The 15,621-nt window shown below is 39.5% G+C and carries 16 protein-coding genes; 6 read left to right on the top strand and 10 right to left on the bottom strand.

The genetic code is table 11. The features are described from left to right. Positions 1-23: 23 nt before the first annotated feature. From NE363_RS18160 to ubiG, 8 genes are all read right to left on the bottom strand, one after another. Complete coding sequence (locus NE363_RS18160) at positions 24-1,007, bottom strand: sulfonate ABC transporter substrate-binding protein (protein ID WP_445535576.1); 984 nt, start codon at positions 1,005-1,007, stop codon at positions 24-26. A 71-nt stretch (positions 1,008-1,078) separates the two neighbouring features. Continuing rightward, entirely contained in the window at positions 1,079-2,047 is a 969-nt protein-coding gene (locus tag NE363_RS18155; protein WP_445535575.1) for a sulfonate ABC transporter substrate-binding protein, read from the bottom strand. A 333-nt stretch (positions 2,048-2,380) separates the two neighbouring features. Next, complete coding sequence (gene argA / locus NE363_RS18150; protein WP_019457895.1) at positions 2,381-3,736, bottom strand: amino-acid N-acetyltransferase; 1,356 nt, start codon at positions 3,734-3,736, stop codon at positions 2,381-2,383. A 120-nt stretch (positions 3,737-3,856) separates the two neighbouring features. Continuing rightward, complete coding sequence (locus tag NE363_RS18145; protein ID WP_019457896.1) at positions 3,857-4,186, bottom strand: RcnB family protein; 330 nt, start codon at positions 4,184-4,186, stop codon at positions 3,857-3,859. A gap of 225 nt (positions 4,187-4,411) precedes the next feature. After that, the gene (locus NE363_RS18140; protein WP_019457897.1) at positions 4,412-4,813 is read right to left on the bottom strand and encodes an RcnB family protein; all 402 of its coding nucleotides are present in this window, start codon (positions 4,811-4,813) and stop codon (positions 4,412-4,414) included. A gap of 217 nt (positions 4,814-5,030) precedes the next feature. Continuing rightward, a complete protein-coding gene (locus NE363_RS18135) occupies positions 5,031-5,777 on the bottom strand; it encodes a YciK family oxidoreductase (RefSeq protein ID WP_019457898.1) in 747 nt (248 codons plus the stop codon). A gap of 65 nt (positions 5,778-5,842) precedes the next feature. Then, positions 5,843-6,544 (bottom strand): HAD family hydrolase, encoded by a 702-nt coding sequence (locus NE363_RS18130; protein WP_445535574.1) that lies wholly within the window; start codon positions 6,542-6,544, stop codon positions 5,843-5,845. Then, entirely contained in the window at positions 6,541-7,254 is a 714-nt protein-coding gene (gene ubiG, locus NE363_RS18125; RefSeq protein ID WP_019457900.1) for a bifunctional 2-polyprenyl-6-hydroxyphenol methylase/3-demethylubiquinol 3-O-methyltransferase UbiG, read from the bottom strand. Before ubiG ends, NE363_RS18130 begins: the two co-directional genes overlap by 4 nt. Positions 7,255-7,434: 180 nt before the next feature. On the opposite strand from ubiG, the gene NE363_RS18120 reads away from it, so the two are divergent. Then, on the top strand, positions 7,435-8,052 hold the full coding sequence (locus NE363_RS18120; RefSeq protein ID WP_019457901.1) for a thiol:disulfide interchange protein DsbA/DsbL: 618 nt from the start codon (positions 7,435-7,437) through the stop codon (positions 8,050-8,052). A gap of 81 nt (positions 8,053-8,133) precedes the next feature. On the opposite strand, the gene NE363_RS18115 is transcribed toward NE363_RS18120, so the two are convergent. Both NE363_RS18115 and NE363_RS18110 read right to left on the bottom strand, forming a co-directional pair. Next, positions 8,134-8,781, bottom strand: a complete 648-nt coding sequence (locus NE363_RS18115) for a TetR/AcrR family transcriptional regulator (RefSeq protein WP_019457902.1) — start codon at positions 8,779-8,781, stop codon at positions 8,134-8,136. Positions 8,782-8,919: 138 nt separating this feature from the next. Next, a complete protein-coding gene (locus NE363_RS18110; protein WP_000027529.1) occupies positions 8,920-9,558 on the bottom strand; it encodes a TetR family transcriptional regulator in 639 nt (212 codons plus the stop codon). A 173-nt stretch (positions 9,559-9,731) separates the two neighbouring features. Between NE363_RS18110 and NE363_RS18105 the strand changes: the two genes are divergently transcribed. From NE363_RS18105 to NE363_RS18085, 5 genes are all read left to right on the top strand, one after another. Further along, entirely contained in the window at positions 9,732-10,757 is a 1,026-nt protein-coding gene (locus NE363_RS18105; RefSeq protein ID WP_445535573.1) for a ferredoxin reductase, read from the top strand. Positions 10,758-10,787: 30 nt separating this feature from the next. After that, entirely contained in the window at positions 10,788-11,930 is a 1,143-nt protein-coding gene (locus NE363_RS18100; RefSeq protein ID WP_445536400.1) for a fatty acid desaturase family protein, read from the top strand. 159 nt (positions 11,931-12,089) lie between these two features. After that, positions 12,090-12,806, top strand: a complete 717-nt coding sequence (gene rph / locus NE363_RS18095) for a ribonuclease PH (protein ID WP_004706096.1) — start codon at positions 12,090-12,092, stop codon at positions 12,804-12,806. A gap of 130 nt (positions 12,807-12,936) precedes the next feature. Continuing rightward, positions 12,937-13,074 (top strand): hypothetical protein, encoded by a 138-nt coding sequence (locus NE363_RS18090; RefSeq protein WP_153575731.1) that lies wholly within the window; start codon positions 12,937-12,939, stop codon positions 13,072-13,074. 20 nt (positions 13,075-13,094) lie between these two features. Next, positions 13,095-15,263: a phosphocholine-specific phospholipase C gene (locus tag NE363_RS18085; RefSeq protein ID WP_445535572.1), complete on the top strand. Its 2,169-nt coding sequence runs from the start codon at positions 13,095-13,097 to the stop codon at positions 15,261-15,263. Positions 15,264-15,621: the final 358 nt, after the last annotated feature.

Below are 15,621 nucleotides of genomic sequence, written 5' to 3'. Positions count from 1 at the left end.
ATTACCTATATGTCTATATGAAATTACTTCGCACCCCAAACAGCTTGTTTAATGCTGATTGATTTTGGAATGATGCCTTGTTGAGTAAAGATGTCTGCAAGCTGCTGTTGTTCAGCAATCACTTTGCTGTTAAGAGGAGCTGCTGCTGATGGACGTGGACGACGTTTAATGAATAAATCACTAGTTGCAGGTTTTAAGCCTGTACTTTGGCCAATCGCACTTGCTGTTTCTGCTTGATGGCTTTGAACCCATTTGTCAGCTTGATTAATCTGTTTGATGAGTTCAGGAACAGCTTTTGGATATTGCTTAACAAAATTTGGAGCGGCTAAATAAAAGGTATAGTTCGGACTTAAACCTTTACCTGAAGCAAGTACACGAGCTTGGTCTTCTAGTTGTGCTGAAGCGTAGTAAGGGTCCCAAATTGCCCATGCATCAACGGCACCTTTTTGAAATGCAGCGCGAGCATCGGCAGGTGTGAGCCAAATTGGCGTAATGTCGCTCCATTTTAAGCCCGCTTTACGCACAGCCTGTACGAGCAAGTAATGTGAACTAGAACCTTTTTGCAACGCAATACGTTTGCCTTTTAGGTCTTTAAGCTGGGTGAGCTGTGAGTTTTTAGGAACTAAAATTGCTGACGCCAATGGCTTGGCTGCTTCATAAGCAATGTAATATAAAGGCTTGCCTGCTGCTTGAGCATAGACTGGAGGTGTGTCTCCAGTAACGCCAACATCGAGTGAGCCAACAGCCAAGGCTTCTAAAATTTGAGGGCCAGCCGGGAACTCGTTCCAAGTGATCTTGGCATTTGGAAATTCTTGTTCAAATAATTTTTGCTGCTTAGCAATTGCAAAGTTGATCGAGCTTTTTTGAAAACCGATACGAAGTTCTTTTACAGTAGGGTCTATTGCCCAAGTAGGTGCAGCAATCGTTAAACCTAAGACAGCGACTGCGCTAAAGCGCTTAACTAACTGAGTCCACTGACTCTTATTAAATAATGACTGATGTTGCATATAGATATCCTTGTTCCCTTAAGGCAAGGCACAGCATTTATATCGTTATTTAAGCTGTGCCAAAGCTGGGTTTATTTCAGTTTTAAAATGGCATCTTGAATGGTGAGCTTGTTTGGAATGAGCTTTTGCGCATAAAAGGCATCGGCTACATATTGTTGTTCTTGGGAGACCTTGTCAGATATTGGCTGAACACCAAAACCCATTCGCGAAATAGAAGTTTTGAGTACATCAAACTCAAGTGCCGTAGGTTTTTCGAGTAGCTTGGCCGCTTCATCTTGATGCGTGCTGACCCATTCAGTTGTCTGGTTTAGCGTTTGTACAACAGTGTTGAGTACTTTTGGATTACTTTCTGCAAATTTACGATCAGCTAAGTAAAACTGATGATTGCTTACCAAGTTTTCACCTGTTGCTAAAACACGAGCCTGAATTTGATGTTCAGCTGCTGCAAAGAACGGGTCCCAAATGACCCATGCATCGACAGCGCCTTTTTCAAAAGCAGCACGTGCGTCTGATGGCGGTAAATAAACTGGTTGAATATCACTTAAGCTTAAGTTGTTGGCTTCTAGAACTTTCAATAATAGGTAGTGAACATTCGAACCCTTATTCAGTGCGACACGTTTGCCTTTTAAATCTTGAATAGAGTGAATAGGAGAGTCTTTTTGTACCAATAATGCTTCTGCTTTTGGTGCAGCCGGTTGGTTTGCAACATAGACTAAGTTTGGATTGGTTGCTTGAGCAAAAATAGGTGGTGCTTCACCTGCCTCACCCAATGAAACGCTTCCGACATTTAGACCCTCAAGTAATTGAGGACCCGCAGGAAACTCGACCCATTTCACTTGTACACCTTGGTCTTTTAGTGCTTTTTCCAAGTCACCACGAGCTTTTAAAATAGGAAGGATGCCATATTTCTGGTATCCAATATTTAGAGTTGTGGTGGTCTGTTCCTCTTTTTTGGCACAACCACCTAGCATCATCACTCCCGCAAGGCCGGCAGCAATGACTGAATATTTTGCCCATGAAGTGGAATTAAAAAGTGCCATGTGGTTTCGTGCTCCCCGAAAGAGAAAAAGAAAAATAATTGGATGAGCAGATACCCTAAAGGGATTTTTATTTCATAAAAAATAAGTATTCGGTCTTTATTTATACAAAAAAAAGCTAAAAACTTTCGGAGATAAACTTATGCAAAAAAAAGATTTATTAAACAGAATAATATTTAGAAAATGGTGTTTAAGGCTTTGTAAATAAAATGAAAAATATGAAATGAAGAAAATTTAAAGATTTAAAAAAAGTACAACCATACATTAATGGTATGTATGGTTGTACTTTTGGGACTAAGCTTATCTGAAATAAGAATATCTTAAAAAATGCAAAGACTAGGGAAGCAGTTTTTTAAACACTAAAGAATTTCTTTGATAGTTATATAGTGCCTGACGGGCATTTGGTAATTCATCAACAGTGACTTGATGGAAACCATGTTCTAAAAACCAATGAGCAGTTCGTGTTGTTAAGACAAATAATTGACGAATGCCTTGTTGTTTGGCCTTTTCTTCAAGGAATTGCAGAATTTGGCTACCACGATTTGATTTGCGATAACTTGGGTGTACTGCTACACAAGCAATTTCTGCCGAACGAGTTTCATTAAATTCAGTTGGAATTGGATAAAGAGCAGCACAAGCCAAAATCATACCGTCTCGTTCAATAACCGCAAACTGGCTAATTTCCTGCTCTAAACGTTCACGCGAACGATAAACCAAGATGCCTTCTTCTTCTAACGGGCGCAATAAATTCATTAAGCCACCCACATCTTGAATATGGGCTGTGCGAACTTCTTCATAGTGCGCATCGGTAATCATGGTACCCACACCGTCACGGGTGAAGAGTTCTTCAATGAGCGCACCATCATAAGCATATGAAATTAAATGAACACGGTGAACACCCGATAAAGAGGCCTTTTTTGCTTCTTGTAAATGTAGAGTTAGGGTGGGACTACTGGTCTGGTATTGCTGAATATAGTAATCAAGCTGATGCGGGCTCAATTCACGCAATAATTGTCCTTCTTCATTAAGCAAACCTTGTTGTTCACCTAAAAAGATTAATTTGTCTGCTTTTAAATAGGTCGCAGTTTTCGTTGCAACTTCTTCAGCTCTTAAATTAAATACTTCACCAGTGGTTGAATAACCAGTTGGGCCCAGTAAAACAATATTATCGTTATCGAGATGACGCTCAATCGCGTCGGTATCTATGGAACGAACTTCACCCGTAAGCTGAAAATCCATTCCATCACGAATACCATAAGGTTTAGCTGTTACGAAATTACCTGATACAACATCTATTCGAGCGCCGTACATTGGAGAATTAGCCAATCCCATAGATAACAGTGCTTCAATTTCTAACCGAATAGATCCCACAGCACTCATGACACAGCCTAATGATTCGCGTGTTGTAATACGACTGTTATCATAAAAAGGAGTTTCGATACCTTTATCTTTTAGATTTTGATTTATTTGTGGACGTGCGCCATGGACTAAAATTAAGCGGATACCAAGTGAATGCAATAAAGCAATATCATGAATAATATGTTCGAAATTAGGATCGCGGACTGCTTCACCGCCAAACATTAAAACAAAAGTTTTATCGCGATGGGCATTAATATATGGTGCTGAATGTCGGAACCAATGTACATAATGTTGAGTGTTATTATGTGATTTCTCTAAAGACTTAGTTGGCATACCGATCTCGAATCAACAGCAAAAAGATATAAAGATGATTCTAAACAAAAAAGCTTAAAGTCGCATGTTTTAGATATAAAAACACCCAAATTAGATTTGGGTGTCTGATATTTTATTATATTAACGAATCACTTTAATGATTTTATGGCTTTGTTCATTTACCAGTACATAGTTACCATTCACTTTATACCATTTTTGAAAACGCCCTGGTTTGGTTAGTTTCTGGTGTGAGCGGTAGTCAACTGCATAACGTGGGTGCTGATATTCACGGGGTACAACTTGACCTGCTCGCCAGTCATTGCGATGGTCGTCTTTTTTAATCACTTTAACTGTTTTTACTTCATGGTTTGGGTAATTACCATGACGATCATGGTCATTTGGAGCAGCCATTGCTGTTGTTGCGATTAAACCACTCATTGAAAGAACAATTGCTGTTGTTAGTTTTTTCATCATGAACCTCGAATGATCAATTAAATTGCGATAATTGAAGATTAGTGAATAATTAAAGATAAATCGTGAAGACTAAGAACGATAAATGTGAAAAAATTCTATGAAATAAGAAGAAATTTAGAATATATGAATTTTTATTATCTAATTGATATATAAAATAAAAAAAGGATAAAACCGATGGGCTTTATCCTTTTTTACTAACTGATGAGTGAGGAGCTATCAGTTTTATAAACCACGAATGCTCACAATACTGTTAGAGTCTGTGTCGACTAAAATATAGTCATTGTTAATTTTATACCATTGCTGGTTACGGTCTGGTTTAGGCAAGTTACTGTCTCTATAGTCGACCTTATAGCCATTGCCGCGATAATGCTGTGGCATGACATAACCTGGTTGCCAACGATGTTGTTTTAGACGCTCAAAACCACGTTCTTCACGCATACGGCGTTCATCGCGGAAACGATCATCGTCATTGTCCCGATCAAATTTATGTCCACGATCATTCCATTCACCATGCGGACCACCTTTAGGACCATGTCCTCGATCAAAAGGAGGGTCGGCAAAGCTTGCCATACTAGTAGTCAGTACGGTTATGCAAAGAGTTAAGGTAGTGAACAACTTTTTCATGATGCATCCTCGTTTACATCTGATGTCTCTCATGGTGAATACTCTACGCGTAAAATGCAGAGAAACTGTGAAGATCATTTAATGCTTCAATTAAAATTACGGATAGATCCAGAGTTTTTATCAATAATAAAAAAGGCTTGTATATATCTTTTCAGGTATAGCCAAGCCAGATGTGATGATCGGCCGTAATGTATTTTAGCTTTTCATCTATAGTTATTTAATCCTGAGCATCAATACTTTGTCCATTGAGCGCCAAACTATCTTCACCCATTAAATAAAGATAAGCCGGCATAATCGACTCAGGTGTCAATAATGTTTTTGGATCTTCTTCAGGATAGGCTTTTGCACGCATTGCAGTGCGTGTTGCACCAGGGTTAATGCAGTTAAAGCGGATATTTGGATAGGTATGCTCAGCTGCAAAAATTTTACTTACAGCTTCAATCGCAACTTTAGACACTGAATACGCGCCCCAGAGTGCACGTGCTTCGCGACCTACGCCAGAGCTGGTAAATACCACAGAAGCGTTATCTGATTTTTGTAAAAGCGGGAGTAGGGCTTGAGTAAGAGCAAAAGGCGCACGTAAATTTACTGACATTACATCATCCCATACTTCTGTTGGATAATGTGCCAGTTCTACTCGATCACCTAAAATGCCGGCATTGTGCAAAATACCGTCCAGACGTCCAAATTGCTTTTCTAACGTATTGACTAAAAAGTCATAATCACGATCAGAAGCACTCGAAAGTTGTAATGGTAAAATTGCAGGCTGAGGAGCGCCTAAACCTTCAATTTCATCATAAATTACTTCAAGTTTATTTAAGGTTCTACCATGCAAAACCACAGTTGCGCCGTGTAAAGCATAACTGAGGGCCGCAGCTCGCCCAATTCCATCACCTGCACCGGTGATTAAAATAATTCGATCTTTGAGAAGATCTGGACGAGGTTGATATTCTGAATATTTCATTGGTAAACCTCCTTCTTTTTATATTGATATAAATAACTGTTAAAAAAGCCTGTAAAACTCTTGTGTTAACCTATCATACGCTGATTTTCCTGTAGAGCAGGAAGCTTTTGACGTAACATCTCGTGTAATTCTGTCACCGTATTTACAATCGAGTCGGCTTGCCAAGCGGCTAAATCATCACGATGTTCTATAGGTAAATAACCGTATGCTGCCAAGATCGTATACATATCGGCATTGCGACCAGCATCAATATCACGTGGATGATCACCCACATAAATAATTTCATTTGCTGGTATATTTAACTGCTTTGCAGCCAAATACATTGGTTCAGGGTCTGGCTTGGTTTTAGAAACGTCTTCTGGACACACTAGAACTGCACAGCGTTCAGTCAGATTTAATTTATCTAACAATGACTCACTTAAACCACGTGGTTTATTGGTCACAATACCCCACGGAATTTGCTGAGCTTCTAACTCTTCTAAAAGTGGATACATGCCTTCAAACAGGTCTGTATCGACGACAATATTATTGCCATAAATATCTAAAAAGTTTTGTCGATGCGCCAAGAAAATTGGATTGGCTACATCCAGTTCTGGATAAACCAATTTGACCATCGCTCGTGCGCCCTCAGAAACCTGAGTACGGATGAGGTCTGCATCAACTACAGGGCGTCTTGCATCATGACACATTTGTTGAATAATACGAATAAAATCGGCAGCCGTGTCGATGAGAGTGCCGTCTAAATCAAATAAAACAGCTTTCATCATGCACCTGTATTTACTGTATGAACCATATAGTTAACATCAACATTTGGCGCTAACCAGTAATGCTTGGTAAGCGGGTTGTAGTGCAAGCCTGTCATTTCTTTTAAAGTTAAGCCTGCATTACGAATGTCATGTGCCATTTCTGAAGGGCGAATGAACTTGTGATAATCATGCGTGCCCTTTGGAAGCATGCGTAATACGTATTCAGCACCAATAATCGCAAATAAATATGACTTTGGGTTACGGTTAATGGTCGAGAAAAACACATGACCACCTGGCTTCACTAAAGCCTGACATGCTTTAACAATAGATGCTGGATCAGGAACGTGTTCCATCATTTCCATACAAGTGACCACATCGTATTGGCCTGCTTGCTCTTGGGCCAATTCTTCAACTGGAATTTGGCGATATTCAATATTTTGAACATTATCTTGCTGAGCATGCAAACGACCTACAGCTAAAGGTGCTTCACCCATATCAATACCGAGTACATCTGCACCACGGCGAGCCATACTTTCAGCTAAAATACCGCCACCGCAGCCAACATCAAGTACTTTTTTGCCTGCAAGACCACCAACACGTTCATCAATCCAGTTTAAACGTAATGGGTTAATTTGATGAAGTGGGCGAAATTCAGAATGTTGATCCCACCATTTGGCAGCAAGTGCTTCAAACTTTGCGATTTCTTGTAAATCAACATTCAATTGCGACATGGTGCTACCTCTAAACTTGAGTTATCTTTTTGGATGTAGTTCGCCGTTAGTGTAGCGATTATTGGGAAAAAAGCGATAAACCCAATAAAAAACTTCACAGAAGCAAAACGAATTTAGCATATTTGTTTTATATTTAGAGCATAAGCTAATGCATAACAACTTAGAGGAAAAGCTGTAGCAATGAAAAAATTGGTTTTGGGTGGTTTGAGTGCAGCAATTATGGCCGTATCGGGTAGTGCAATGGCAGCAGATTTCGTTGCTGGTAAAGACTACACCGTGATTGCCAATCCAGGCAAAGTGGAAGTACCGGGGAAAATCGAAGTACGTGAGTTCTTTTGGTATGGTTGTCCGCACTGTTTTAAACTTGAACCACATATGCAAACGTGGTTAAAACAAATTCCTAATGATGTACGTTTTGTACGTACACCAGCTGCTATGAACAAAGTATGGGAACAAGGGGCACGTACTTATTATACATCTGAGGCATTAGGTGTTCGTAAGCGCACACATTTACCATTATTCCATGCCATTCAGGTGAATGGTCAGCAGATTTTTGATCAGGCTTCTGCGGCTAAATTCTTCACGCGTTATGGGGTACCTGAAGAGAAATTTAACAGTACTTACAACTCATTTGCCGTAACTGCAAAAGTTGCTGAGTCAAATAAACTTGCTCAACAGTACCAATTAACTGGTGTTCCTGCTGTAGTGGTAAATGGTAAATATGTGGTACAGGGTGAAGATGGTAAAGTGACCCAAGTACTTAACTACTTAATTGAGAAAGAACGTAAAGCAAAATAATTTTGATTGCGTTAGAAAAAGGGCTCCTTTAGGAGCCCTTTTTTAATATTTAATTACTTTCACAATCACGAAATAATTCAATTAATTTTGATGATTTTCATCTTCGATTTGGAAATTTAGTGCATCAAAATTGGTGGTTTGTGTTGGCAGTGATAATGCCTGATTAATATATAAATTAATGAGTTTTTGGCGAGAACCAATTGAACGCTGATAATACGTTGAGTTTAGAAGCAGTGATGCGCCATAAGTCAGTGACCAGATATATGATAAATAATCACGAATCGACATATCGTAGTTCAATGATTTTAAATAATTTTCAGTAATATCTTTAATCGCTAAAATACGTTGCTGACGAATTTCATAAAGCTCTTCGAAGAGGTGTTTCAACTTAGACTCTGTCATGGTCAGATTTTCTTCAAGTTGATGCAATAGAATCGTTTTGCCCGGTGTGAGCAAATGATGCAGCATGTAACGGGGTGCATACTCTTTAAAGTCTGTATTATATTTTTGAGAAATTTCTAAAATTTGTTTTTCATTTTGAATAATGAGTTCAAGTAGAAGTTCATTTTTACTTCTAAAGTGCTTATAAAGCGTACCTTTTGCAATATCTAGCTCGGCCACTAATTCATCTAGAGTAATTTCCTGATTGTTTTCTAGTAACAATTTTTCTGCAACGCTCAGAATCTTTTCTTTGCGCATTAAAAACTGTGTATGACGATCAAGATTCATAGGTATTCCCACACCAGTTTGGCCTAACGAATAGTTTACTTCCTGTAAAAAAGAAAAAGACTTTTCTCGAAATTTTGAGCCTTTTTCTTTCTCTGTTTACGTATTACCACATAACCTGTTTTTTGTCATTTGCCGCTTCTATCGTTCCCAGTTCGCAATCCCTCTAAACAGTAAGCGAACTTGTGTAGATGCGTTTTCAATAAAGGCAGTTTGTTGCTGCTTGAGCTGTTCACCTTGATATTGTTTGGCGAGGTTAAGCCACGTCATTGCCCATGTAAATGACATATTAGTCAAAATGGTAGATAAGACATTTAAATCTTGAGGGTTTTGAATATGTTTAAAATTTTCGAGCTTAGTCAGATCTGTTGTTAAGTCTTCAATCAGAAATTCGATTTCTCGAGCAATCGCTGCACGAACCGTTTCGGAACCTCCCCAACGTTCAGCAATCATAAATTGCCACTGTTTAGGGCTATGATTCACTGCCTGCACAAATAGCTCAATGCTGGTTTGGGTTTTAGCAGATTTATGTTGTAAATAACTTTGTCCAAGTTGATGCAAAACGCTTTTTAAATGCAGCGCGACTTGATCGACTAGTTCCTTACCGAGTTCATCCATGTCTTGAAAATGGCGATAAAACGCTGTTGGTACCAAACCAACTTCACGTGCAACTTCACGCAAACTGATACTACTGAACGAACGCCCAGACGTACTTAAATGCAAGGCTGCATCGAGAAGTGCCTGACGACTTTGCTGTTTTCGTTCATCCCGTATCGACATTAAAAGAACCTATTTAAACCGTGAGCCAAAGTCTAACAAAAAAGAGCAAACTTTCATAAAAAAAATAGTGAACAAGTGTTGACTGAGTGAACACTTATAAATATAGTGTACATATGTTCACTATACGAACATGTGTTCACTCAAATAAATAGCCAGAAACAAAAGAGGAACGTATGAACGCAACACTTAACTATCAACCACATTGGGTTCGAGAAGATTTCGTTGATTTTGTTTTGCAAAAAATTAATGTGTCTTGGGCTTGGAAAAGGGTACTTGCAGAAGTTACCGCAGTTCAGCCACTTCATACCGATATGGTGCTGATCAAGCTTAAACCGAATCGTAATTTTAATTTCGATCAGGTTTGTGCAGGTCAAAGTATTTTACTGACTTTACTTATCGATGGCGTTTACCAACAGCGTAGTTATTCAATTATTGAAGTAACCACTCAAGGTGAAATTGCTTTAGGTATTAAAGTACAAGGCTTGGTATCTCGCGCAGCTCAACTTTTACATGTGGGTGAGTGTGTTGAAATTTCACAGCCACAAGGTGAGTTCACTTTGCATCAAGGCCAGCAGCCCGCGATTTTAATTGCATCAGGAAGCGGTATTACTGCAATTTATTCACTTTTGCAGCAAGCTTTGAAACAGCAGCTTGAACAAATTCATGTGATTTATTTTAATCGTGCGGAAATTTTTCATGCTGAATTAAAAGCTTTGGCAGAGCAGTACCCACAGCTTCAGTATCATTTTTTTAATACCACCGAGCAAAAGCAGCATTTAACCGAAAGCCTGCTACAAAAGCTTGTTCCTGACTTTGCGCAGACTGCGACGTATGTGTGTGGACACCACGGCATGATGCAGCAGGCGAATGAAATTTATGCACAAAAAGGTGCTCAGTCTCAGCTTCACCAAGAATATTTCCAACCACTTCAAGTGACGGGAACTCATACCGCACAGCCTGTTATTTTCCGCCGTGCCCAACACGAGTTTTTAGCTGAAACAAATTTACTGAGCAGTGCAGAGCAAGCAGGACTACGTCCGCAACATGGTTGCCGTATGGGTGTCTGCAATAAATGCAGTTGTACCAAAGTAAGCGGATTGACTCAAAACCTGTTAACAGGTGAAGTTGAAGATCAACCGAACCGTCCAATTAAACTATGCGTGAGCCAAGCATTAAGCCCAGTCACGATTGATCTATAAAAAGAATTAAAGAGGATTAACCCTATGAATATGGCATTAGAATTTTCTACCGTTTCTAAATCTGCTCATTTAACACCTGAACAGACTGAAGAGTTTGGTCGCCGTGTTGAACAGATTCGTCAAGAAGTGATGCAAAGTCTTGGTGAACAAGACGCAAAATATATCTATAAAGTGCGTAATTTTGTTCGCTATACCGAAATCGCATCGCGTGGCATGTTGATGTTTGGTGGCTGGATTCCACCTGTCTGGTTATTGGGAACAGGCTTATTAGGCATTTCTAAAATTGTAGAAAACATGGAACTTGGTCATAACGTTATGCATGGTCAGTTTGATTGGTTAAATGAACCAAGCCTGAACGGTAATACTTACGATTGGGATACCATAGCCTCTGGTGATGACTGGCGTGAAACACATAACTATGTGCACCATACTTATACCAATATTGTAGGTAAAGACCATGATGTGGGTTATGGAATTTTACGAGTAAGTGATCAACAGAAGTGGGAACCTCGCCATCTGTTCAATATTCCACTCGGTCTACAGTTAATGTTTTTCTTTGAATGGTATGTAGGTGTACAAAACTTACATCTTGAAGATGCATTAGTTTATAAAACCAAGAGCTGGAAACAGGTTTGGAAAGATTCTGCTAAAGTCCGTAAAAAAGCCACACGCCAAGTTTTAAAAGATTATGTGTTTTTCCCTGTGATTTCTGGTCTTATGTTTTTACCGGTTTTTGCAGGAAATGTAATTGCCAATATTATTCGTAACTTGTGGTCATCTGCTGTGATCTTTAATGGTCACTTTACTGAAGATGCAGAAACGTTTGAGCCAGACAATACAGATACTGAAACTAAGGCAGAGTGGTATTTGCGCCAGATTCGTGGTTCGAGTAATTTTAGTGGTACAGAATGGCTGCATTTTATGAGTGGTAACTTAAGCCATCAAATTGAACACCATTTATTCCCAGATATGCCTGCCAACCGCTATAAAGAAGTAGCCCCAAAGATTAAGACACTCTGCGCAGAATACGGTATTCACTACAATGAAGCGAACTTTATGCGCCAGTTCTGGAGTGTGTGGGTACGTTTAGCAAAATGTTCACTGCCAAACCATACCACTGGAAAAGTGATGCAGACATTAGAAAAGTTAAAAGCAAAATTTAAATTTGCATAATCTCAGTTAATCCAAAATAGCTCCTTTTTAGGGGCTATTTTTATTTTTGAGCCATGAAAAGTGCAGACTTACATTTCAAAGTAGGGAATAAACTCAACCTGTCAAAATCCTTTGCTATACTATGCCCAAGTTTGTATTTAAGAGAATTTAGGAAGGATTATGCGTATTGACCAACGTGCATTAGACCAATTACGTGAAGTGAAAATTACACGAAACTACACCCGTTATGCTGAAGGTTCTGTGCTGGTCGAATTTGGTCACACCAAAGTCCTTTGTACTGCAAGCATTGATAACTCAGTGCCACGCTTTTTAAAAGGCCAAGGCCAAGGCTGGGTAACAGCAGAGTATGGTATGTTACCGCGTTCAACACATTCACGTTGTGACCGTGAAGCTGCTCGTGGTAAACAAACTGGTCGTACTCAAGAAATCCAACGTCTCATTGGCCGTAGCTTGCGTGCGATGGTTGATTTGAAAAAGCTTGGTGAAAATACCATTACCATCGACTGCGATGTAATTCAGGCAGATGGCGGTACACGTACAGCTTCAATCACTGGTGCTGCTGTAGCTTTAGTTGATGCGATGAATGTTTTACTTGCACAGAAAAAAATTAAGCATGATCCGCTTAAAGGCTTAGTTGCTGCAATTTCTGTAGGTATGTATCAAGATGAAGTGCTTCTTGATCTTTGCTATGAAGAAGATTCGAACTGTCAAACTGACTTAAACGTAGTAATGACACAAGCGGGCGAGTTTATTGAAATTCAAGGTACAGCCGAAGATAAACCGTTTACTCGTGCACAAAGCAATGCCATGTTAGAAATGGCAGAAAAAGGAATTGCCGAGCTGATTAAAAAGCAACAAGAAGCTTTAGGCTGGTAATTTCAAGTTATCTAAAAAACGCATCTTCGGATGCGTTTTTTTATGCCTTCATCAAATCGACATAAAAACATCACTTGCTTGTCACTTTTACGCTTTATTAGTAGTTCGCATTTAAACCGTTTGGAAAAAAATGATGCGAAAACTTTCACTTTTATTTATTACATCTTTAGCGCTTATGCTCAGTGCTTGTAACGATGACAACAACTCAGATAATTCATCGCCAACAACACCGCCAACCAGTAATTGCAAAATGCACTGTGCACCATAATAAAAATTAAGGATGAAAAAATGAATCGTCGCGAATTTCTTTTAAATTCTACAAAAACTATGTTTGGGACCGCTGCTCTGGCGAGCTTCCCGCTGAGTATTCAAAAAGCGCTGGCTATTGATGCCAAAGTTGAAAGTGGAACTATTCAAGATGTTAAACATATTGTGATTTTGACTCAGGAAAACCGTTCTTTTGATAATTATTTTGGAACGTTAAAAGGTGTACGTGGTTTTGGTGACCGCTTTACCATTCCAATGACAGAAAGTCGCAAAGTTTGGGAGCAATACGACGCCAAGAAAAATAAAGTATTGCCTTACCATTTAGATAGTCGTTTAGGAAATGCTCAGCGTGTTTCAGGAACTCCTCACTCTTGGTCTGATGGCCAAGCTGCTTGGGACAATGGTCGAATGAGTGATTGGGTTGCTTATAAGAAACCGCAGTCAATGGGCTACTATAAAAAGCAAGAAGTTGAATATCAGTTTGCTTTAGCCAACGCTTTTACCATTTGTGATGCCTATCACTGCGCTATGCATGCAGGGACTAACCCGAACCGTAAGTTTATCTGGACTGGAACGAATGGCCCTACAGGTGCAGGCGTAGCCAGTGTGGTCAACGAATTTGATGGGATTGGACCATCAACAGAAGGTTATGAATGGACGACGTATCCTGAGCGTTTACAGCAGGCTGGTGTGACATGGAAAGTTTATCAAAACATGCCAGATAACTTTACCGATAACCCTTTAGCTGGTTTCAAGCAATATCGCCGTGCTAACGAGCAATCTGATCAACCTGTCAGTAATGACACGCCAACATGCCCAGCATACGATGAAAAAATCGATGCAACACAGCCACTTTATAAAGGTATTGCCAATACCATGCCGGATGGTGGTTTCTTAGGAACTTTCAAAGCTGATATTGCACTAGGTAAATTACCGCAAGTGAGTTGGTTGGTCGCTCCGGCAACTTACAGTGAACATCCGGGACCATCTAGTCCTGTGCAAGGCGCTTGGTATATTCAGGAAGTATTAAATGCTTTAACTGAAAACGCTGAGTTGTGGAGCCAAACTGTTTTATTGGTGAACTTCGATGAAAATGATGGTTTCTTCGACCATGTTCCTTCACCGAGTGCGCCATCTAAAGATATAAATGGTGTTGTATATGGAAAAACAACTTTAACCGATCAGCAAGTATCTTATGAATACTTTAATCATCCAGCAGTAGCGACTTCAAAATCTCAACCTAAGCCAGATGGTCGAGTGTATGGGCCGGGTGTGCGTGTTCCTATGTATGTAATTTCACCGTGGAGCCGTGGTGGCTGGGTAAACTCTCAAGTCTTTGACCATACTTCTATTTTACAGTTTTTAGAAAAACGCTTTGGTGTACAAGAGCCGAATATTAGCCCATACCGCCGCGCCGTATGTGGTGATTTAACGACAGCATTTAATTTTAAAACACCGAACCTTTTGCCTGTTGCTGAACTAGATGGCAAGAAAACCAAAGCCGAAGCCGATGCGATTCGTGTTGCTCAAGCTTTATTGCCACAAGTTCCTGTTCCAAGCCAGCAGCAATTTCCTCAGCAGGAAATGGGGATTCGACCATCACGTGCTTTGCCATATATTTTGCACACCAGTGCCAAAGTTGATGCCACTCAAAAAACAGTTAAATTGATGTTCTCTAATACGGGTAAACAAGCAGCCGTTTTCCATGTCTATAATCGATTAGATCTTACAGTAGCTCCTCGTCGCTATATGGTTGAGGCAGGTAAACAGCTTGATGACGTGTGGAGCACGATAAATGGACAGTACGATTTATGGGTACTTGGGCCAAATGGTTTCCACCGCGCGTTTAAAGGTAATTTGAGCCAAGTTAACCAAGCTCAAGCATTACCAGAAATTAGAGTATGTGTGGAAGAGTGTGATGCGAATTTGTATTTAAAAGTTCGTCACGACGGCAATAAGTCAGTCAAACTCACAGTTAAAGCAAATGCTTACCTTCCAAGTAAGACATGGACTATCGAGACGAATAGTTCTGAAAAAGAATTAGTTTGGGATATGTCTGAATTTGGTGGTTGGTATGACTTTACGGTGACATTAGCTGATGATGCAACGTTTAGTCGCCGTTTTGCAGGACGTATAGAAACTCAAGAAGATTCGATTTCTGACCCATATATGGGTTATTTAGAGTCTTAAGTTATATAGTCTGAATTGGGATTATTATCTAAAGTTGATTCAGATGACTTTAATCAAAAAGCACAGCCTCATATCACATGTAATTCAAATAGATGTTGTATAGGCTTTCCTCACTTTTGAAAGGTCAAAAGTGACAAAAACCTCTATTTCTCTGATGTTACTTCCCTGTAACACAGAGAAACGGTGACATCCATGTCACCTGTCACGATAGTAAATAAAGGGATTAGGGTATTGATATAAAATACTATGTGGGAAGATGCTGTTGTATAGATGAATAATAAAAATAAAGACTTACCTTTTGTAACAGAATCTCCTAAGCCTCGTCATATTTCTCTTTTACCTTGAAATCCTGAGTTTT

This window comes from Acinetobacter sp. G18 (genome assembly GCF_052660225.1).
Note: the sequence above shows the minus strand (reverse complement) of the source record. Positions and strands in the feature narration are given on the sequence as shown.